The organism is Lysobacter tyrosinilyticus, assembly GCF_054779815.1.
On record NZ_BAAGXN010000014.1, the window covers coordinates 143,358 to 162,471 of the forward strand.

Consider the following 19,114-nt stretch of genomic DNA (forward strand, 5'->3'; position numbering starts at 1 on the left):
CTCCTTAGCGCTCGAGCAGGAACTTGACCGCGGCCTGGATGACCACGTCAATGCCGGCGAGGATCAGGCTCAGGATGGCCACGGCCGCTATCACCACCAGGGTGGTGCGCCAGGCTTCCTGGCGGGTCGGCCAGACCACCTTGCGCAATTCGAAGCGGGACTCCGAAAGGAATTCGCGAGTCTGGACGCCCTTGGCGGTGGTCAGGAAGACCACGGCGCCCGCGATCAGGCCGCCGGCCACAGCCAGCCCGCGCAGGGTCGTCGCCCAGTCGCTGAACCAGTAGAACGCGAACACACCTGCGGCAACGAGGGCTATCGCCAGCACGTATTTGACGATGTCGCCGCCGGAGGCCGACGAGCCGGGTTGTTCGACCTTGCTGTTCATTCGGTCCATTGCGCGACCCGAAGCCGCGTCACCTTGATTGTCTTGCCGACCGTGAGGTCGGGGGCGGAACGGTCCGCCGGTACATCTTCGAAGCTTGGCACGCCAGGAGGGACTCGAACCCCCAACCTGCGGTTTTGGAGACCGCTGCTCTGCCAATTGAGCTACTGGCGTGTGGCTTGAAACATTGTCTTTGGGCTGCTTCCGGAAAAGCAATGGCGGCTCGCGCCGCCAGGGCCCTTTTCGGCACTGACCAGCCGTGAGGCCGGTCAGCGACGAGTGTCATTGCCGCGCACCGAAGCGCGCGGGCAACAACCGCTACTTACTTCAGGATCTTCGCCACCACGCCGGCGCCGACGGTACGACCGCCTTCGCGGATCGCGAAGCGCAGGCCTTCGTCCATCGCCACCGGGTTGATCAGGGTGACCACCATCTTGATGTTGTCGCCCGGCATCACCATTTCCACGCCTTCCGGCAGCTGCACCGCACCGGTGATGTCGGTGGTGCGGAAGTAGAACTGCGGACGGTAGCCCTTGAAGAACGGGGTGTGACGGCCGCCTTCGTCCTTCGACAGCACGTAGACTTCGCCTTCGAACTCGGTGTGCGGGGTGATCGAACCCGGCTTGGCCAGCACCTGGCCGCGCTCCACGTCGTCACGCTTGGTGCCGCGCAGCAGCAGACCAGCGTTGTCGCCCGCCTGACCCTGGTCCAGCAGCTTGCGGAACATTTCCACGCCCGTGACCGTGCTCTTCTGGGTCGGACGGATACCGACGATTTCGATTTCGTCGCCCACCTTGATCACGCCGCGCTCGATACGGCCGGTCACCACGGTGCCGCGGCCCGAGATCGAGAACACGTCTTCCACCGGCATCAGGAACGGCTTGTCGATCGCGCGTTCCGGCTGCGGGATCCAGGTGTCCAGCGCCTCGACCAGCTTGATGATCGACGGCACGCCGATTTCCGACTGGTCGCCTTCCAGCGCCAGACGGGCCGAGCCGTGGATGATCGGGGTGTCATCGCCCGGGAACTCGTACTTCGACAGAAGTTCACGCACTTCCATCTCGACCAGTTCCAGCAGCTCGGCGTCGTCCACCATGTCGGCCTTGTTCAGGTACACGACGATGTACGGCACGCCGACCTGACGCGACAGCAGGATGTGCTCGCGCGTCTGCGGCATCGGGCCGTCAGCGGCCGAGCACACCAGAATCGCGCCGTCCATCTGGGCGGCACCGGTGATCATGTTCTTCACGTAGTCGGCGTGGCCCGGGCAGTCCACGTGCGCGTAGTGACGGTTCGGGCTTTCGTACTCGACGTGTGCGGTCGAGATCGTGATGCCGCGCGCCTTTTCTTCCGGCGCCGCGTCGATCGCGTCGTATGCCTTGAATTCGCCACCGAAACGTTCAGCGCCCACCTTGGTCAGCGCTGCCGTCAGCGTGGTCTTGCCGTGGTCCACGTGACCGATCGTGCCGACGTTTACGTGGGGCTTGGTGCGCTCGAACTTACCCTTTGCCATGGCTGTCGCTTCTCGTTGTGCTGCTTGGATGGGGACGTGACAAAACCCCGCAGAAGCGGGGTTCCGAACCGGACCCCGCCGAGACGGGATCCAAGAAGATGGTGCTCACGAATGGAATCGAACCATCGACCTCCTCCTTACCAAGGAGGTGCTCTACCGACTGAGCTACGTGAGCAAGTTTTGCGGGTGGTACGTGCCGAGCTACTTCAATGGAGCGGGAGACGGGAATCGAACCCGCGCTAGTAGCTTGGAAGGCTACAGTTCTACCATTGAACTACTCCCGCGCCGGATCTTGCATTGTGCAACAAACCGGGCCGGAACGTACCGCCTTTGGAGCGCCGGCTGTTGGTAAGACACCCGGGTACTGCAATTTTACTTCTACCGCCTTCCGATGAATTGGAAAGTGGTGGAGGGAGGTGGATTCGAACCACCGAAGGCGTAAGCCAGCAGATTTACAGTCTGCCCCCGTTGGCCGCTTGGGTATCCCTCCGAAGAGCCCGCTATTTTGGTGAGGAGGACCAAGGAAGTCAACGCATTCGCGCAAACTATTTTTCAGCCCTGCCCCGCATCAGACGTTGAAGCGGAAATGCAGCACGTCGCCTTCCTGGACGCGGTATTCCTTGCCTTCCAGGCGCAGGCGACCGGCATCGCGGGCACCGGACTCGCCCTTGTACTTGATGAAGTCGTCGTACCCGATGGTCTCTGCGCGGATGAAACCCTTTTCGAAGTCGGTGTGGATCACAGCCGCAGCCTGCGGCGCGGTCGAACCGGCCTTCACCGTCCAAGCGCGCACTTCCTTCACGCCTGCCGTGAAGTAGGTCTGCAGGCCTAGCAGCTTGTAGGCCGCACGGATCACGCGATTGAGGCCAGGCTCATCCAAGCCGAGATCCTTCAGGAATGCATCGCGATCAGCATCATCGAGCTGGCTCAGCTCCTCCTCGATCGCCGCCGACACCGGCACGACTTCAGCGCGCTCTTCGACAGCACGTGCACGCACAGCGTCGAGGTGCGGGTTGTTCTCGAAACCGTCTTCCAGCACGTTCGCGACGTACATCACCGGCTTCAACGTGAGCAGGAACAGATCGCGCACCAGCGTCCTGTCGTCATCGGACAAGTCCAGCGCACGCGCCGGTTTGCCTGCATCGAGACCGGTGCGAATGCGCGACAGCACTTCCACGCGCGCCTTCGCGTCCTTGTCGCCGGTCTTGGCCGAGCGCTCGGCGCGCTGCAAGGCCTTTTCCACCGATTCCAGGTCAGCTAGCGCGAGTTCGGTATCGATGGTTTCGATATCGGCGATAGGGTCGACCTTGTTGGCGACGTGGATAACATCGGGATGCTCGAAGCAACGCACGACGTGGGTGATCGCATCGACTTCGCGGATATGCGCGAGGAACTTGTTGCCCAGGCCTTCGCCGCTCGCCGCACCGGCGACCAGACCGGCGATGTCGACAAATTCGACAGCGGTCGGGATGCACTTCTGCGGCTTGACGATCTCACTCAACGCATTGAGGCGCAGATCCGGCACCGGCACGACACCGACGTTCGGCTCGATCGTGCAGAACGGGAAATTGGCCGCGGCGATACCCGCCTTGGTCAGCGCGTTGAACAGGGTGGACTTGCCGACGTTGGGCAGGCCGACGATGCCGCATTTGATGCCCATGGAAAACTCCGGGGAAAACTCGAGACTCGGGATTGGAGACTCGCGAACGCGAATCCCCACTCCCGAATCACGCCTTGGCGGTATTGAGCCGCTTCATCGCTTCGTTGAAATCGCCTGACACGGCGAGCGGCAATACATCGATCGCATCGTCGATGGCGCGCAGGATCGCGGCTTCGTCATCGCGGCCGGGTTTGCCCAGCACCCACGGCGTGACGCGGTCCTTATGCCCGGGATGGCCGATGCCGATGCGCAGGCGCCCGAACTTGCCATGGCCGAGCAGACGCACGATGTCGCGGATGCCGTTCTGGCCGCCGGCGCCGCCGTCGAACTTGAGGCGCGGCGTACCCGCCGGCAGATCCAGTTCGTCGTGCGCGACCAGCGCTTCTTCCGGCTCGATCTTCCAGTAGCGCAGCGCGGCGGTGACCGACTTGCCGGAGAGGTTCATGAACGTGGCCGGCTTCAGCAGCCACACATTCTGGCCTGCGATTTCGACCTTGGCGGTTTCGCCGAACAGCTTCGACTCGAGGCCGAAACGCCCGCCCAGTTTTTCTGCCAGGGCGTCAACAAACCAGAACCCGGCGTTGTGCCGGGTCCGGGTGTGTTCGGGTCCGGGGTTGCCCAGCCCGACGATGAGGCGCAAGCCTGCCATCGATGAAGCGAGTAAGTCGCCATGCACCGGCGCGCCGTGAAGCGCGCCGGGCAGAGACGATTACTTCTCTTCCTTCTTCGCGGCCTTGGTGGCCGGCACTTCGGCAGCTTCCGGAGCAGCGGCGTCGACCGCTTCTTCCTTGCCGTGCTTGGCGATCACGATGGCGACATCGTGTTCCTTGCCCAGCTTGAGTTCCGGAATTTCCACGCCCTTCGGCAGCTTCAGCTCCGACAGGTGGACGATGCCACCCACGGCCAGCGAGCCGAGGTCGATTTCGATGAATTCCGGCAGGTCCTTCGGCAGGCAGCTGACTTCGACTTCGTTGAGCTCGTGGGTGATCACGACGCCTGCAGTCTTGCCGGCCACCGACTTTTCCTGATTCAGGAAGTGCAGCGGCACCTTGGCGCGCAGCGCCTGGTTCTCATCAACGCGCTGGAAGTCCAGGTGCATGATGATCTGCTTGTACGGATGGCGCTGGATGTCACGCAGCAGCACCTTCTGCACCTTGCCGTCGAGTTCGAGGCTCAGGATCGAGGAGTAGAACCACTCGTTCTGGCTGGCGAGCCAGGTCTTTTCGTGGTCGAGCTGGATGCTCTGCGGAGCGGCGGTGCCGCCGTACAGAACGGCCGGGATGCTGGCGGCGCGACGCAGGCGGCGGCTCGCACCCTTCCCTGCAGCTTCGCGGCCAGTGGCCGAGATCTTGTGTTCAGACATTGTCGTTACTCACTTTGCTTGCAATGAAGCCGCCTCGCGGCGGCGATGCCACTCACCCGCGACCAGGTGAGCGGTTTCGGGCCGAAGCCCGTGTCAGTCCACGTAGAGCGAACTGACGGATTCACCGAAGGCGATGCGGCGGATCGTTTCCGCGAGCAGCTCGGCGACGCTGAGCTGGCGGATGCGGCCACAGGCCTTCGCGGCAGCGCTGAGCGGAATGGTGTCGGTCACCACCAGCTCGTCGAGCTGCGACTTCGTCACATTGTCGATCGCCGCGCCCGACAGCACCGGATGGGTGCAGTAGGCGACGACCTTCTGTGCGCCACGCGCCTTGAGCGCGCCAGCGGCAGCGCACAGGGTGCCGGCGGTGTCGACGATGTCGTCGACCAGTACACAGACCTTGCCTTCGACGTCACCGATGATGTTCATCACCGTGGCAACGTTGGCGCGCGGACGGCGCTTGTCGATGATCGCGAGGTCCGCGTCGTCCAGGCGCTTGGCGATCGCGCGAGCGCGCACCACGCCGCCGACGTCCGGCGAAACCACGATCAGGTTGTCCGTGCCATGCGCGCGCCAGATATCGGCGAGCAGCAGCGGCGAGGCGTACACGTTGTCGACCGGGAGGTCGAAGAAGCCCTGGATCTGGTCAGCGTGCAGGTCGACCGTCAGGACGCGGTCGGCACCGGCCGCGCTGAACATCTTCGCCACCACCTTGGCCGTGATCGGCACGCGCGCCGAACGCGGGCGACGATCCTGGCGGGCGTAACCGAAGTACGGCACCACCGCGGTCACGCTGGACGCCGATGCGCGCTTGAGCGCGTCGATCAGGACCAGCAGTTCGACCAGGTTCTCGGCGCTGGGCGCGTTCGTCGGCTGGATGACGAACACTTCCTGGCGACGCACGTTCTCCTCGATCTCCACCTGGACTTCGCCGTCGGAGAAACGCGACACCAGGGCCTTGCCCATGCGGATGCCGAGTTCCTTGCACACGGCCTCGGCGAGCGGGCGGTTGGCGTTACCGCTGAAAACCAGCAGATTGCGATCGTTTTGCACGTGAGGACTCCGCTTCGCTCTGGCCGTGGCGGTGGAACAACATTAGGAATGGCAGGGGCGGAAGGATTCGAACCTACGTATGCCGGGATCAAAACCCGGTGCCTTAACCACTTGGCGACGCCCCTGCGCTGAAAAACTTTCGGCTACGGTTCCTTTGCAGCCATCGCGTCGAGCGCATCCAGCAGCGGCGACCGTGCCACTCCCGCCGCCACCCAGGCTTTCAGGCCCGGCGGCAACGCGGCCAGCGCCGCCTCAGCCGATTCGCGCGCGGCGAATTCGATGAAGCAACCACTGCCCGACCCGGTCAATCGCGGCGTGCCGACCTGCGCCAGCGCTGCGAACACCGCCTCGACGGCCGGTTCGCGCGCGCGCAGGACCGGCTCGAATGCGTTCCCGAGCCAAGTTCCCGAAACGAAGTCCGACATTGTCGCGGGCGCAGCATTTCGCGTCAATTCAGGGGATTGGAAAAGTGCGGCCGTGGGCGCGTGTACCCCCGGATCGGCGAGCAGGTACCAGGCCGGGGCCAGCGCGACGGGGCGAAGCTGCTCGCCCACACCCTCGGCCCAGGCATTCTGGCCGCGCACGAACACCGGCACGTCGGCACCGAGGCGCAGCCCCAAGGCCGCCAGGCGCTCCACACCCAGCTGCGCCCCCCAAAGCTGATCCAGCGCTACGAGCACGCTAGCCGCGTCGGACGAGCCACCGCCGAAACCACCGCCGGCCGGAATGCGCTTTTCGATGACAATATCGACACCTTTGGCGATTTTGGCGTCAGATTGGAGCAATTTTGCCGCACGAACGGTCAAATCATCGGCTTCGGCGACACCTGCCACGGAGCCCCCGTGACGGACGATCAAACCATCCTCACGCACCCGCAGCCGGATGGAATCGCCCCAATCCAGCAGCCGGAACACGGTCTGCAGCTCGTGGTAGCCGTCCGCACGCCGCCCGGTGATCCGCAGGAACAGGTTCAGCTTGGCAGGCGCGGGCCAAGCACTCCATTCGGCAGGGGCATCCGCGGGGGAAGTTGTCATCGGGGCGGCTCGCAGGGGCCGCACAGGGTAAAGCAGTTTCTTGATCGGCCCTGCTCCCAACGGGTGGGCTTTGTAGAGCGGAGCTTGCTCCGCTTGCTCTAGTCCGGCCGGAAGGCAGCGGAGCAAGCTCCGCTCTACAAAGCCGACCGGCCCGCGTCTTCGGGAATCAGAGCGCCCAGCTGTCGATGATCAGCTTCACGCTGGCATTGCCGTTGCGCGCGACGATCCGCCTGGGCAGCTGCGGGCGTTCGGTGGTGGCCGCGTGCCATTCCTCGTATTCGATCGACCAACCGGCCTGCTCGAGCTTGGCCGGCACGCCGCCGGGGCCATACACGATCTTCGCCTGCCCGTACTCGTGCGCTACCGCGCCGATACCGCGGACCCAGTCCTGCAATGCGCGCACCGGGATATTCCAGCCCGTGGATCTGAGCAACAACAGTTCGACATCCGCATCTTCGCGCGGGCCACCCGCGATGCCTTCGAGACGCGCACCGCGATCGTCACCGATGAGCTGCCAGCTCTGCCGCGTCACCGGGGCACTCAGGGCGATCGTGTAGCCGCCGGCACGCTGCTGCCAGTCGATCCGGCCACTGCCGCCACGCTCGCCGTTGGATACGGCAATGCGTCCCTCCAGGCCCCAGTCGTGCACGGCTTCGCGACGATCGTCATTCGCGCGCGCCTGCATTGGATCGACCGGCACGGCGGCACGTTGTACAGGCTGCGAAACGCAGGCGGCCAGCGTTACGGCCGCCACGACTCCGACGATGAGCGAACGCAGCCCGCTCATTCGCCAACCTTCTGCAGCGCGCGTTGCAGTGCGCGGTTTTCGGGATCGAGCTTGCGCGCTTCATCGAAGTACTTGCGCGCCTCTTCCTTCTTGCCCAGGTCCCACAACACTTCGCCGACGTGCGATGCAATTTCCGGATCCTTCTGCAGCGCGAAGGCGCGCCGCAGCTCGGCCAGCGCCTCATCCTTGCGCCCCAGGCGATACAACACCCAGCCGTAGCTGTCGATGATCGCGGCGTTGTCGGGCTCGGCGGTGCGCGCGCGATCGATCAGTTCCAACGCTTCCTTGTAGCGCGTGGTGCGATCGGCCAGCGTATAGCCCAGCGCGTTGAGCGCAGCCGTGCTCTCGGGCTCGACCACCAGGATCTTGCGGAAGTCGGCTTCGGCACGCGCGATGTCGTCGCGGCGCTCCCAGGCCAGAGCGCGGGCGTAGAGGATGTCAGGATCGTCGGGGAACGCCGCGAGGCCACGGGCGAAGGCATCGAGTTCGCCGGCGCCGTTCTTGTCCTTGTTACGCAGATCCGCCTCGAGGATGTACGCATCGCGACGCGCGTCGTCCGGAGCGGCCGCATCGGCCTGGAGGTCATGCAGCGCTTTCAGCGCCTCCGGCTCGCGCTTGAGCTCGCGCAGTACGTTGGCGGCACGCAGCCGGGCAACCCACCGCTGGTCGCCGCCGGGGACGCCGCGGTACCAATCCAGCGCCTCTTCGTAACGCTTGAGGAATTCCGCCATCTGCCCCAACAGCAGTCGACGCGCCGGTTCGGGCTTGGTGGCGTTGCTCCGCAGCTCTTCGTACAAGCCCGTCAACGCGGTCTTGTCTTCGGCGCGGGCCAGCAACGATGCCCGCAGCGCATAGGTACGGTCGTCCTGCGGACCGTGCGCCAGCGTGTCGGCGGCGGCGTGGTAGTCGCCCAGCTCGTCGTATTCGGCAGCGATCGCGAGACGCAGCTCCGCTACCTGCAGCATCGCCGGATCCAGGGCATCGAGCACCTTGCGCGCTTCGTCCGCCTTCCCTGCCTGGCGCAGCTGGCTGACGCGCAGCAGCGCCACCCGCGGTTCGCCGGGGAAACGGTGCACGACTTCGGCCACGATGCGTTCGGCGATGGCGTTCTGGTCGAGCTTCTGGGCCAAGCCGCCGAATGCGAGCCAGGCCTGGAGCTTGCCGGGGATCTTCCCATCGTCCAGCAGTTGCCCCAGCAGTCGCGCGGATTGCTCCGGATCGCGGGCCCCCATGCTCACCACACCCACGGCCTGCTGCCAGCCGGCATCCTGGCCGCTTTCCAACAGTCCATTCAGTTGCCGGCGCGCGGCGCGCTCATCGCCGCGGCGCAGGGCCAGGGTGGCCTCGGCGGCCGATTGGGCCAAGGGATCGCCGCCGAGCTTGCGCCACAACTTCAAAGCTTCGGCGGCGCGCTTGTTGTCCTTGGCAAGCAGGGCGATCCGGGTCGCGCGCTCGGCCAGAGTCGCATCGTTGCCCGTTCGTGCCGCGTCGAGATAGGCCTTGGCGGCCTCGTCCAGCTTGCCCGCTTGGAGGGCGAATTCACCAGCGAGCGTGGGCTCCAACGCACGCCCGGCATCGTCAGCCGGCGGCTGCGGCTTGGCGGCCCAGGCCGGCGAAACCAGCAAGGCGGCGCATATCAGCGCGCGAACGAGAACCACATGAACGGAACGCGTTGGATTGGACAAGCAGGACCTGCGCCAGCTGCGACCGGTAGAATGGCGGCCTTCTCGAGCCAGCTTAACGCAAGCCCCTGAACGGCCACGTGCTTTACCGGCCGAACGCTCCATGAGCATTCTCGTACTCGGCATCAATCACCAGACCGCGCCGGTCAGCCTGCGCGAACGGGTGGCTTTCTCAGGCGACGCGATTCCCGCGGCGCTCGATGCCTTGCGCGCGTTACCGCCGGTGCACGAAGTCGCGCTGCTGTCGACCTGCAACCGTACCGAGCTCTACGCCGTTGCCGACGACAACGGCGACGCGCTGGCCGACTGGCTCGCCACGCATCCCGACGACGCCGGTGATCTGCACGCGTATCTGTATCGCCATGCCGAAGCGGACGCGGTCCGCCATCTGTTCCGTGTCGCGACCGGCCTCGATTCGCTGGTCCTGGGCGAACCGCAGATCCTCGGCCAGGTGAAGGAAGCCTGGGCCACCGCGCGTGGCGCCGGCAGCCTCGGTAACCAACTCGACCGCCTGTTCCAACAGGCCTTCGCTACGGCCAAGCGCGCGCGCACCGACACGCGCATCGGCGCGAATCCGGTGTCGGTCGCGTCCACCGCGGTGCGCCTCGCACAGGAATCCTTCGCCCGCCTCGAAGACTCGACCGTGCTGCTGATCGGCGCCGGCGAAACCATCGAGCTGGCGGCGCGCCACCTCGTGCAGGCGAAGACGAAGCGATTGCTGATCGCCAACCGCACCCTCGCCCACGCACAGGACCTGGCTACGCGCCACGGTGGCTACGCGCTGGCGTTGACCGAGCTCGACCGCCACCTCGCCGAGGCCGACATCGTTATTTCCGCGACCGCCGCCCGCGACCCGATCCTGCACAAGCCGCAGGTCGCCGCCGCATTGGCTTCGCGCCGGCATCGCCCGATGCTGCTGCTAGACCTCGCGGTGCCGCGTGACATCGCGCCGGATGTGGTCGAGCTGAAGGACGTGTTCCTGTACACGGTCGACGACCTGGAACGCGCGATCGAGGACAACCGTCGCAGCCGCCGCGAAGCCGCGAACGAAGCCGAAGCCATCGTCGAACTGCAGGTCTCGCGTTACATCGAGACCCTCGGCGCAAGCACCCGCACCGAACCGCTCAAGCGTCTGCGTGCGCATGGCGAAGCGGCCAAGTCCGACGCACTAACCAAGGCGAAGCAGCAGCTCGCCGCGGGTGAATCGCCGGAAGCCGTGCTCGATTTCCTCGCCCACACGCTCACCAACAAGCTCCTGCACGCCCCCACCATTGCCCTGCGCGAAGCCGCGCTGAGCGGCAATGCGGAGCTCGCGCGTGCGGCGGACAAGCTGTTTCCCGCGCTGCCGGACCAGGCGCCGCGCGGTGCCAACGACGACGAGCGTTAGCTACGCTCACCTCGAGTGTCGCGCCTCTCGCGTGCAGCGAGTCGGCATGCCGTTGATTGCGTGACACCATCGCTTCGTCGCCCCTGACTTCCGAAATCGGTCTCCATGACTCCCTCCCTGCGCCGCAAACTCGAAGCCCTGGCCGAACGCCGCGAGGAACTCGAACGCCTACTCGCCGATCCGGGCGTGATCGGCAACGCCAACCAGTTCCGCAAACTCTCGCGCGAGTTCGCGCAGCTGGAGCCGGTGGTGAACGCGCTGGCGGCCGAAATGCAGGCCAAGCAGGATCTGGCCGCCGCCGAAGCGATGCGCAACGATCCGGAATTGCGCGAACTGGCCGATGAGGAAATCGCCAGCGCCAACGAACGACTGGAGCAACTCGACGCCGAACTGCTTGCGCACCTGATCCCGAAGGACGCTCGCGACGAAGGCGACATCTATCTGGAAGTGCGTGCCGGCACCGGCGGCGATGAAGCGGCGATATTCGCGGGCGACCTGTTCCGCATGTACTCGCGCTACGCCGAACGGCAGGGCTGGCGCGTCGCGGTGGAATCCGCCAGTCCCGGCGAGCACGGTGGCTACAAGGAAATCATCGCGCGCGTCGAAGGCCGGGGCGCGTATTCGAAGCTCAAGTTCGAATCCGGCACCCATCGCGTGCAGCGCGTGCCTGAGACTGAATCGCAAGGGCGCATCCATACCTCCGCGGCGACGGTGGCGATCATTCCGGTCGAGAGCGAAGGCGAGCCGATCGAGATCAACTCCGCCGACCTGAGGGTCGACACCTTCCGTTCCAGCGGCGCGGGTGGTCAGCACGTCAACAAGACCGAATCGGCGATCCGCATCACCCACGTGCCGACTGGGATCGTCGTGGAAAGCCAGACCGAGCGCAGCCAGCACGCCAACCGCGACAACGCGATGAAGCGACTGGCGGCGATCATCGCCGAAGCGCAGGCGGCAAAGGCCGCGGCCGCGCAGGCGGAAACGCGCAAGCTGCAGGTCGGCAGCGGCGATCGCAGCCAGCGCATCCGCACCTACAACTTCCCGCAAGGCCGCATCACCGACCACCGCGTCGAAGGCCTGACCCTGTACGACCTGCCGAACATCATCGAGGGCAGCCTTGATGCGCTGGTCGATCGCCTGCAGCACGAGAACCAGGCGGATGAACTGGCGCGCCTGACCCAGGGCACGTAACGCCTTGTAGAGCGGAGCTTGCTCCGCTTGCCTTTCCGCGCAGGAGCAGCGGAGCGAGCTCCGCTCTACAAATACAAAGCTTGGCGCGATCAAGGCGGGGATACCGTCCATTCGATGACGTGACTAAGCTTCAGCATTCCCCGGAGCTGATCCCGCCATGAGTCTCGCCATTCGCCGCGCCACGCTCGACGACCTCGGGTCCATTGCACCCCTATTCGACGCCTACCGCCGCTTCTACGCGCAACCTGGCGATCTGCAGCGCGCCCGCGACTTCCTGCACGAACGCCTGCAACGCGACGAATCGGCGATCCTGCTCGCGGAACTGGACGGCCGCGCGGCGGGCTTCACCCAGCTCTATCCGATGTTCTCTTCGGTGCGCACGGCACGGATCTGGATCCTCAACGATCTGTTCGTCGACGCGGGCGCGCGGCGTCATGGCGTTGCGAGGGCACTGCTCGACGCCGCCGCGAAGTTCGCGCGCGAGCAAGGTGCGGCCGGCCTGATGCTGGAAACCACACGCGACAACGCGCCGGCCCGAGCGCTGTATCGCGCTGCCGGCTGGCACGAGGAAGCGACACAGTGGTACAGCCTGTCGTTCGCACCAACCGCCACGACGCAGGTGCAGCCGCTGTTCTCCTACGGCACGCTGCAGGATGAATCCGTGCAGCAGCGCCTGTTCGGCCGTCGCCTCGACGGCGCGCCCGATGCGTTGCTCGGCTTCCGCATGGACTGGCTCGAAGAGCGCGATCCCGACGCAGTGACGGCCAGCGGCATCGTGCGGCACCCGGTCGTGCATGAGACCGGCGACGCGCAGGACCGCATCCCCGGAACGTTGCTGCACCTGAGCGATGCGGAGCTGGCGCGCGCGGACGAATACGAAGCCGACGATTACCGCCGCGTGCGCGTGACGCTGGCCTCCGGTGCGCAGGCCTGGCTGTATGCCGGCGCCCAATCGCCGCAGAAGAACACGATGCCGTGAACGAACGCGACAGCGCCCGCATGGCGGTGCAACGTGAGCCGAGCAACGCGCTCGCGTGGATCGTCCTGGCCGAATACGAACTCGATGCCGGCGATGCGGCCGCAGGCGAAGCGGCATCGCGCCGCGCCCTGACGCTGCGTCCCGGCCATCCCGAAGCGCTGGCCCGGCTTGGTCGCGCACAATGGATGCAGAACCGCCGCAAGGAAGCCGCCGAGAGCCTGCGTGCGGCGTCGGCCAATGCACCGCAACATCCCGGCATCGCCCTATGGCTTGGTCATGTACTGGAAGACATCGGCGAAGCCGAAGCCGCCGCGGATGCCTACGCCCGCGCCTACGCACTCGCGCCGCAGGAACCGCAGATCGCGGCCTATCTGCTGGCATGGCGGCGCAAGCTGTGCGATTGGCGCGATCTGGCTGCGCTGTCGACGCAGGTACGGCGCGCAGTGAACGAAGCCCGCGCGATGGTCGAGCCGTTCGCCTTCCTCAGCGAAGATGCGACCGCGGCCGAACAGCGGCGCTGCGCGCAGCTGCGCGCCACCGCGATCGCGCAAGCCGTTCGCCCGCTGCCACCGCCTCCCGCACGCACCTCGCGCGAGCGCCCACGCATCGGCTTCCTCTCCAACGGCTTCGGCGCGCATCCGACCGGGCTGCTGACGGTGGCGCTGTTCGAAGCATTGCATGCGGATGCCGCACTGGACGTGCTCCTGTTCGCGCTCAATCGCGACGACGGCAGCCTGGTGGGCAAACGCCTGCGGGCAGCGACGCAACTGCACGACGTCGCCGATCTGGCGCACGCGCAGGTGGCGCAACGCATTCGCTCTGCCGACGTGGACGTGTTGTTCGACCTGCGCGGCTGGGGCGGCGGCGGCACGCCTGAAGTCCTGGCGATGAGGCCAGCGCGGGTGCAGGTGAACTGGCTCGCCTATCCCGGCACCTCCGGCGCGCCGTGGATCGATTTCGTCCTGGCCGATCCGTTCGTCCTGCCTGATGCGCTGGCACCGCACTTCAGCGAACGCGTGCTACGCCTGCCGCGCTGCTTCCAGCCCAGCGACACGGCACGCGCCATTCCGGCGGCACCGCCACGCCGCGACTGCGGACTGCCCGAAGACGGGGTCGTGTTCTGCTGCTTCAACAACAGCTACAAGCTCAATCCGCACAGCGTCGATCGTGCGCTCGCGGTACTGCGCGACGTACCCGGCAGTGTGCTGTGGCTGCTGTCGGGCCCCGGTCGCGCGGACGAACGATTGCGCGCACACGCGGCCGCGCGGGGCGTGGATCCGCAACGGCTGGTGTTCATGCCCAAGCAACCGCATGCCGAATACCTCGCGCGCCTGCAGCACGCCGACCTGTTCCTCGACACCGAGCCCTACAACGCGCACACCACTGCTTCCGATGCCTTGTGGGCGGGCTGCCCGGTACTCACCCGGCCCGGCGAGACCTTCGCCGCACGGGTCGCCGGCAGCCTCAACCATCACCTGGGCATGGCATCGATGAATGTCGACGACGATGCGGCGTTCATCGCGCGGGCGGTCGAGCTGGGCCGGAATCCGCAGGCGTTGGCGGCGGTGCGCGTCGAGCTCGCTCGTCAGCAGCGCGAGAGCGGCCTGTTCGACATGCCGGGTTTCGCGCGCGACTTTGCAGAAGCCATAGAGTCGATGCTCGCGACGTAAGCACACTCCCTCCCTTTCGCCGAAGGCGAAGGGGAGGGTTGGGTGGGGTGCTTTTGCCTTTGCTTTGCCGGCGCGAAACAAGCAACAGCAAAAGCCCCCTCCCCAACTTCCCCGGCCATCGGGCATAGCCTGATGGCGTTCGTCACGACGCACGCCAATGGCGCGCAAGCGCCGCTCCTCACCCCTGCGCTTCGCGCAAGGGAGGGAGTACGGAATACACTGCCCCGCATGACTGCAGAGCGCGACTTCATTCCCCTCCGCCTGTGCGTGCTGACCGTATCGGACACGCGCACGCTGGCCGAAGACACCTCCGGCGACTACCTCGTCGCGGCCCTGACCGACGCCGGCCACCAACTCGCCGCGCGCGCCCTGCTGCCCGACGACCGCTACAAACTGCGCGCACAGATCTCGCAGTGGATCGCCGATGACACGGTCGACGGCATCCTCGTCACCGGCGGCACCGGCTTCACCGGACGCGATTCGACGCCCGAGGCCCTGCTGCCGTTGCTCGACAAGCAGATGCCCGGCTTCGGCGAACTGTTCCGCGCATTGAGCTTCGATGAAATCGGCACCAGCACGTTGCAGTCGCGCGCCTTCGCCGGACTGGCCAATGGCACCTTCCTGTTCGCGCTGCCGGGCTCGACCTCGGCCTGCCGTACCGCGTGGGAGAAGATCATCCGCGCCCAGCTCGACGCCCGCACCAAGCCCTGTAATCTCGCCACGCTGCGCCCGCGCCTGAAGGAGTAAGGAGTGATCGACATGCCGCTAGCCTCCACGCTGCGCCTGCTCGCCAAGGCGCGCGGCCTCAGCGCTGCCGACATCGCCACTGCGATTCCGCGTGCCGGCGCGGCCACCGTCAGCGCCTGGTTGAAGGGCGAGAAGCTGCCGGGCAAGGAGCAGCTCGATGCCCTCGCCCGCACTTTCGGTGTGCCTGCCGGCGCGCTGCTGAGCGAACTGGCCAGCACGCTCGATCCCGCGCGCACCAAGGGCGAACATGACCTGCTCGCCGCCTATCGCGCGATGAATACGAAACAGCAGGGCGCGCTGCTCGAAGTCGCGCGCAGCATGCAGCCCATGGCGCTGCAGCCGAAGCCAACCCGCCGCCGGAGCCGTTGATGACCAAGCTCAAGCGCAAGGACTACGAGGAGCAGATCGAGCGCCTGCAGCACGAACTGGTCGCGATGGCGCGCTGGCTGCAGGCATCCGGGCAACGCATGGTGGTGCTGTTCGAAGGTCGCGATACCGCCGGCAAGGGCGGCGTGATCAACGCCATCGCCGACCACATGAACCCGCGCCAGTGCCGTGTCGTCGCGCTGCCCAAGCCGACCGAACGCGAAAGCTCGCAATGGTATTTCCAGCGTTACGTCGCACACCTGCCCGCAGCCGGCGAAATGATCCTGTTCGACCGCAGCTGGTACAACCGTGCCGGGGTGGAAAAGGTCATGGGCTTCGCCAATGACGCTCAGGTGAAGACGTTCCTGCGCCAGGCCCCGGCGTTCGAGAAGCTGCTGGCCGACGAGGGCATCCTGCTGTTCAAGTACTGGCTGTGTTGCGACCAGGAAAAACAGGAGGAGCGCTTCGCCGAGCGCCTCAAGGATCCCCTCAAGCGCTGGAAGCTCTCGCCGATCGACGTCGAGGCACGCAAGCATTACGACGACTACACCCGTGCGCGCGAAGCCATGCTCAAGGCCACGCATACCGCGCACGCGCCGTGGACGCTGATCGACTTCAACGATCAGAAGCGCGGCCGCCTGACCCTGATCCGCGACCTGCTCGAACGCCTGCCCGACACCAACGTGCCGCCGGCGAAGCTCGCCTTTGCGCCATTGGCCGCCAAGCCACGGAAGGAACGCTACGGAGCGCTCAAGCCGATCAAGCCCTTTGCTCCGAAATGACCGCAAGAGTGAATGAGGCCTTCACGTCGCAGCTCTCAAGCTAGCGGGCATAGGAATCCTTACCAGGCCGGCGACAGGGATCGTGGCCATCGCGGCTCTCGGACACCCATCCTCCGTAGCACGCGTTCCCAGCCTGGATCGTTGGGAATCTGCCATGTCCTCAGAGCCGATGAGCGCACGACGTCCGGTCAATACGGAGTACCCCGATTCGGTTGCGCTCCTGGATGCCGGGCACCAGTTCCAGCTGCTCGTGCAGAGCGTGGTCGACTACGCGATCTACATGCTCGATCCGCACGGCCGCATCGTGAGCTGGAACACAGGCGGGCGCCGCATCAAGGGTTACGAGGACGCGGAGATCATCGGCCGCCACTTCTCGATCTTCTACACGCCTGAAGACGTCGCCGCGGGCGAACCCCAGCGTGCCCTGGCGATGGCGGCGCAGAGCGGAAAGTACGAGAAGGAAGGCTGGCGCATGCGCAAGGACGGCACGCGCTTCTGGGCCAGCGTGGTGATCGACCCGGTCGTTGACAACGGCAAGCTGATCGGGTTCGCAAAGGTCACCCGCGACATCACCGACCGGCACCAGGCGCAGCAAGCGCTGGAGGAAGCTCAACGCGTCATGCTGCAGACGCAGAAGATGGAAGCCATCGGCCAGCTCACCTACGGACTGGCCCACGACTTCAACAACCTGCTCACCGTCATCAGCAACAGTCTGGATCTGCTCGATAGCGAATCCACCGAGCCCGATTCCGCTCGCACGCGCCGGGCCGTCGCGACCGCACGCCGTGCCGCCGACCGGGGCGCGTTGCTGACGAAGCAGCTGCTGGCCTTCTCTCGCGGGCAATGGCTGCTGCCCAAGTCGCACGACATCAATTCGCTGATCAGCGATTCGGCTCCGTTGTTGTGCCGCGCGTGCGACGAAACCGTGCAGGTAGATTTCGATCTGCAGCCGAAACTGCCGATGGTCTCGATCGATGCGCCGCAGTTCGAAGCGACATTGCTCAACCTGGTGGTCAATGCCCGCGACGCGATGGCCCAGGGCGGTCGCATCCAGATCCGCACCCGCTTGCTGGACACGACCTCCGGTCCGCAAGTGGCAGTCACGGTCGCCGATGCCGGCAGCGGCATGTCGCCCGAAGTGCTGGCGCGCGCCGCCGAACCCTTCTTCACGACCAAGGAAGTCGGCAAGGGCAGTGGCCTCGGGCTGAGCCAGGTCTACGGATTCATCGCGCAGTCCTCGGGCAAGGTCGACATCGTCAGCGAGCCGGGCACCGGCACCGCGGTCACGCTGCATCTGCCGGTGCTGGCCGATCAGCCCAGACCAATGACGAAGCCGCCACTCCAGGTCCTGATGGTCGATGACGATCCCAACATCGTCGAGATCGTTGCCGATACACTGCGCGACGCCAGCTACGAGGTACTCACGGCGGGCGATGGATCGTCGGCACTGGCCCTGTTGGGCAGCCATCCGGACATCGATGTGCTGTTCTCCGACGTGGTCCTGCCCGGCGGCAAGTCGGGGGTGGATCTGGCGAAGGCAGCGCGCGAGCAATGTCCCGGACTGAAGATCATCCTCGCCTCGGGGTATTCCGAAAGCTGGCTCGAAGGACTCCCCGAGGACTGCGAGTTCCTGGCCAAGCCGTATCGCGCGATGCAGGTGCTGCAGCTGCTGAGCGGCTTCGAGGCGCAGCGGCGCACGAACGCGAGCACGGCACGGCACTGATCCGGGGCGGGGTTCACCTGACCACCAGCCGCCGCCGGGAGCGACGTGCATGCCCGCGTTCAACGTCCTCACCCTGAACGCCCACATGGGATTCAATGCGTTCCGACGGCGCTTCGTGTTGCCGGAGCTGCGCGAGGCGATCCGCTCGGTGTCGGCCGACGTGGTGTTCCTCCAGGAAGTGTTGGGCGAGCACGCGCATTACGCCAGGCAGCACGCGGAGTGGCCGGAGCATTCGCAGTACGAATTTCTCGCCGACACGCTGTGGCCGCAATTCGCATATGGCAAGAACGCGGCCTATCCGCACGGCCACCATGGCAATGCCACGCTGTCGAAGTTCCCGATCGTGCGCCACCAGAACCGCGACATTTCCATCCATGGCCATGAAGAGCGGGGCTTGCTGCACTGCGTGCTCGCACTGCCGGACAGCTCGATCGAAGTGCACACCATCTGCGTGCACCTGGGGTTGCTGGAATCGCATCGCCAGCAGCAGCTGGCGTTGCTTTGCGGAATCCTGGATTCGGAGATGCCTGCCGATGCGCCGGTGATCGTCGCCGGTGACTTCAACGACTGGCGGCGGCGCGGCCACACGGTATTGGCGCGCTACGGCCTGCAGGAAGTATTCCTGCAGCATCACGGCGCCCTGGCCCGCACGTTTCCCGCACGCTGGCCGCTGCTGCCGGTCGACCGCATCTACGTGCGCAACGTGCGCGGCGTCGAACCGCGCGTGCTGTCGTCGCGCCCGTGGTCACACTTGTCCGACCATGCGCCTTTGCTGGCCCGGATCGAACTATGAGG

The 19,114-nt window shown here is 65.8% G+C and carries 17 protein-coding genes, 5 tRNA genes and 2 pseudogenes; 10 read left to right on the forward strand and 14 right to left on the reverse strand.

The annotated features are described in order from the left end of the window. Window positions 1-4: 4 nt before the first annotated feature. The 14 genes from secE to ACYVGK_RS17120 form a co-directional block, all read right to left on the reverse strand. Complete coding sequence (gene secE, locus ACYVGK_RS17055; RefSeq protein WP_460735902.1) at window positions 5-385, reverse strand: preprotein translocase subunit SecE; 381 nt, start codon at window positions 383-385, stop codon at window positions 5-7. Window positions 386-480: 95 nt separating this feature from the next. Beyond that, window positions 481-556 (reverse strand) — tRNA-Trp (locus ACYVGK_RS17060). Between the two features lie 148 nt (window positions 557-704). Beyond that, a complete protein-coding gene (gene tuf, locus ACYVGK_RS17065) occupies window positions 705-1,895 on the reverse strand; it encodes an elongation factor Tu (protein ID WP_460735883.1) in 1,191 nt (396 codons plus the stop codon). A 99-nt stretch (window positions 1,896-1,994) separates the two neighbouring features. Next, a tRNA-Thr gene (locus ACYVGK_RS17070) sits at window positions 1,995-2,070 on the reverse strand. Between the two features lie 35 nt (window positions 2,071-2,105). Beyond that, window positions 2,106-2,179: transfer RNA gene (locus tag ACYVGK_RS17075), tRNA-Gly, on the reverse strand. Between the two features lie 120 nt (window positions 2,180-2,299). Next, window positions 2,300-2,385: transfer RNA gene (locus ACYVGK_RS17080), tRNA-Tyr, on the reverse strand. 78 nt (window positions 2,386-2,463) lie between these two features. After that, window positions 2,464-3,555 carry a redox-regulated ATPase YchF gene (ychF, locus tag ACYVGK_RS17085; RefSeq protein ID WP_460735904.1) on the reverse strand — a complete coding sequence of 364 codons (1,092 nt, stop codon included), beginning with the start codon at window positions 3,553-3,555 and terminating at the stop codon, window positions 2,464-2,466. 67 nt (window positions 3,556-3,622) lie between these two features. Continuing rightward, window positions 3,623-4,204, reverse strand: coding sequence for an aminoacyl-tRNA hydrolase (gene pth / locus ACYVGK_RS17090; RefSeq protein WP_460735906.1), 582 nt, complete (start codon window positions 4,202-4,204; stop codon window positions 3,623-3,625). Window positions 4,205-4,264: 60 nt separating this feature from the next. Continuing rightward, a complete protein-coding gene (locus tag ACYVGK_RS17095; protein WP_460735908.1) occupies window positions 4,265-4,918 on the reverse strand; it encodes a 50S ribosomal protein L25/general stress protein Ctc in 654 nt (217 codons plus the stop codon). Window positions 4,919-5,011: 93 nt separating this feature from the next. After that, on the reverse strand, window positions 5,012-5,971 hold the full coding sequence (locus tag ACYVGK_RS17100) for a ribose-phosphate diphosphokinase (RefSeq protein WP_460735910.1): 960 nt from the start codon (window positions 5,969-5,971) through the stop codon (window positions 5,012-5,014). 49 nt (window positions 5,972-6,020) lie between these two features. After that, window positions 6,021-6,096: transfer RNA gene (locus tag ACYVGK_RS17105), tRNA-Gln, on the reverse strand. Window positions 6,097-6,114: 18 nt separating this feature from the next. Further along, window positions 6,115-7,005 carry a 4-(cytidine 5'-diphospho)-2-C-methyl-D-erythritol kinase gene (gene ispE / locus ACYVGK_RS17110; RefSeq protein ID WP_460735912.1) on the reverse strand — a complete coding sequence of 297 codons (891 nt, stop codon included), beginning with the start codon at window positions 7,003-7,005 and terminating at the stop codon, window positions 6,115-6,117. A gap of 166 nt (window positions 7,006-7,171) precedes the next feature. Then, window positions 7,172-7,792, reverse strand: coding sequence for a lipoprotein insertase outer membrane protein LolB (lolB, locus tag ACYVGK_RS17115; protein WP_460735914.1), 621 nt, complete (start codon window positions 7,790-7,792; stop codon window positions 7,172-7,174). After that, window positions 7,789-9,477, reverse strand: a complete 1,689-nt coding sequence (locus ACYVGK_RS17120; RefSeq protein ID WP_460735916.1) for a tetratricopeptide repeat protein — start codon at window positions 9,475-9,477, stop codon at window positions 7,789-7,791. Before ACYVGK_RS17120 ends, lolB begins: the two co-directional genes overlap by 4 nt. Window positions 9,478-9,577: 100 nt before the next feature. Between ACYVGK_RS17120 and hemA the strand changes: the two genes are divergently transcribed. The 10 genes and pseudogenes from hemA to ACYVGK_RS17170 all read left to right on the forward strand — a co-directional run bounded on the left by hemA (window position 9,578) and on the right by ACYVGK_RS17170 (window position 19,112). Then, entirely contained in the window at window positions 9,578-10,861 is a 1,284-nt protein-coding gene (hemA, locus tag ACYVGK_RS17125) for a glutamyl-tRNA reductase (RefSeq protein ID WP_460735918.1), read from the forward strand. A gap of 105 nt (window positions 10,862-10,966) precedes the next feature. After that, complete coding sequence (gene prfA, locus ACYVGK_RS17130) at window positions 10,967-12,052, forward strand: peptide chain release factor 1 (protein WP_460735920.1); 1,086 nt, start codon at window positions 10,967-10,969, stop codon at window positions 12,050-12,052. 157 nt (window positions 12,053-12,209) lie between these two features. Next, entirely contained in the window at window positions 12,210-13,031 is an 822-nt protein-coding gene (locus tag ACYVGK_RS17135) for a GNAT family N-acetyltransferase (protein ID WP_460735922.1), read from the forward strand. A 20-nt stretch (window positions 13,032-13,051) separates the two neighbouring features. Then, the gene (locus ACYVGK_RS17140; RefSeq protein ID WP_460736123.1) at window positions 13,052-14,701 is read left to right on the forward strand and encodes an O-linked N-acetylglucosamine transferase, SPINDLY family protein; all 1,650 of its coding nucleotides are present in this window, start codon (window positions 13,052-13,054) and stop codon (window positions 14,699-14,701) included. A 228-nt stretch (window positions 14,702-14,929) separates the two neighbouring features. Beyond that, window positions 14,930-15,448 (forward strand): molybdenum cofactor biosynthesis protein B, encoded by a 519-nt coding sequence (gene moaB, locus ACYVGK_RS17145; RefSeq protein WP_460735924.1) that lies wholly within the window; start codon window positions 14,930-14,932, stop codon window positions 15,446-15,448. Between the two features lie 12 nt (window positions 15,449-15,460). Then, on the forward strand, window positions 15,461-15,817 hold the full coding sequence (locus ACYVGK_RS17150) for a helix-turn-helix domain-containing protein (RefSeq protein WP_460735926.1): 357 nt from the start codon (window positions 15,461-15,463) through the stop codon (window positions 15,815-15,817). After that, window positions 15,817-16,596, forward strand: coding sequence for a polyphosphate kinase 2 (gene ppk2 / locus ACYVGK_RS17155; protein ID WP_460735928.1), 780 nt, complete (start codon window positions 15,817-15,819; stop codon window positions 16,594-16,596). The genes ACYVGK_RS17150 and ppk2 overlap by 1 nt, the downstream gene beginning before the upstream one ends. 169 nt (window positions 16,597-16,765) lie before the next feature. Continuing rightward, window positions 16,766-17,908, forward strand: a pseudogene (locus ACYVGK_RS17160) (PAS domain S-box protein); the annotation flags it as partial. A 45-nt stretch (window positions 17,909-17,953) separates the two neighbouring features. Further along, window positions 17,954-18,319 (forward strand): annotated as a pseudogene (locus ACYVGK_RS17165) (response regulator); the annotation flags it as partial. A 49-nt stretch (window positions 18,320-18,368) separates the two neighbouring features. After that, the gene (locus ACYVGK_RS17170) at window positions 18,369-19,112 is read left to right on the forward strand and encodes an endonuclease/exonuclease/phosphatase family protein (protein WP_460735930.1); all 744 of its coding nucleotides are present in this window, start codon (window positions 18,369-18,371) and stop codon (window positions 19,110-19,112) included. Window positions 19,113-19,114 lie beyond the last annotated feature (2 nt).

Coding starts and splice junctions, on each gene's coding strand:
- secE (WP_460735902.1), bottom strand. CDS start 385: ATGAACAGCAAGGTCGAACAACCCGGCTCGTCGGCCTCCGGCGGCGAC.
- tuf (WP_460735883.1), bottom strand. CDS start 1,895: ATGGCAAAGGGTAAGTTCGAGCGCACCAAGCCCCACGTAAACGTCGGC.
- ychF (WP_460735904.1), bottom strand. CDS start 3,555: ATGGGCATCAAATGCGGCATCGTCGGCCTGCCCAACGTCGGCAAGTCC.
- pth (WP_460735906.1), bottom strand. CDS start 4,204: ATGGCAGGCTTGCGCCTCATCGTCGGGCTGGGCAACCCCGGACCCGAA.
- ACYVGK_RS17095 (WP_460735908.1), bottom strand. CDS start 4,918: ATGTCTGAACACAAGATCTCGGCCACTGGCCGCGAAGCTGCAGGGAAG.
- ispE (WP_460735912.1), bottom strand. CDS start 7,005: ATGACAACTTCCCCCGCGGATGCCCCTGCCGAATGGAGTGCTTGGCCC.
- lolB (WP_460735914.1), bottom strand. CDS start 7,792: ATGAGCGGGCTGCGTTCGCTCATCGTCGGAGTCGTGGCGGCCGTAACG.
- hemA (WP_460735918.1), top strand. CDS start 9,578: ATGAGCATTCTCGTACTCGGCATCAATCACCAGACCGCGCCGGTCAGC.
- prfA (WP_460735920.1), top strand. CDS start 10,967: ATGACTCCCTCCCTGCGCCGCAAACTCGAAGCCCTGGCCGAACGCCGC.
- ACYVGK_RS17135 (WP_460735922.1), top strand. CDS start 12,210: ATGAGTCTCGCCATTCGCCGCGCCACGCTCGACGACCTCGGGTCCATT.
- ACYVGK_RS17140 (WP_460736123.1), top strand. CDS start 13,052: ATGGCGGTGCAACGTGAGCCGAGCAACGCGCTCGCGTGGATCGTCCTG.
- moaB (WP_460735924.1), top strand. CDS start 14,930: ATGACTGCAGAGCGCGACTTCATTCCCCTCCGCCTGTGCGTGCTGACC.
- ACYVGK_RS17150 (WP_460735926.1), top strand. CDS start 15,461: ATGCCGCTAGCCTCCACGCTGCGCCTGCTCGCCAAGGCGCGCGGCCTC.
- ppk2 (WP_460735928.1), top strand. CDS start 15,817: ATGACCAAGCTCAAGCGCAAGGACTACGAGGAGCAGATCGAGCGCCTG.
- ACYVGK_RS17170 (WP_460735930.1), top strand. CDS start 18,369: ATGCCCGCGTTCAACGTCCTCACCCTGAACGCCCACATGGGATTCAAT.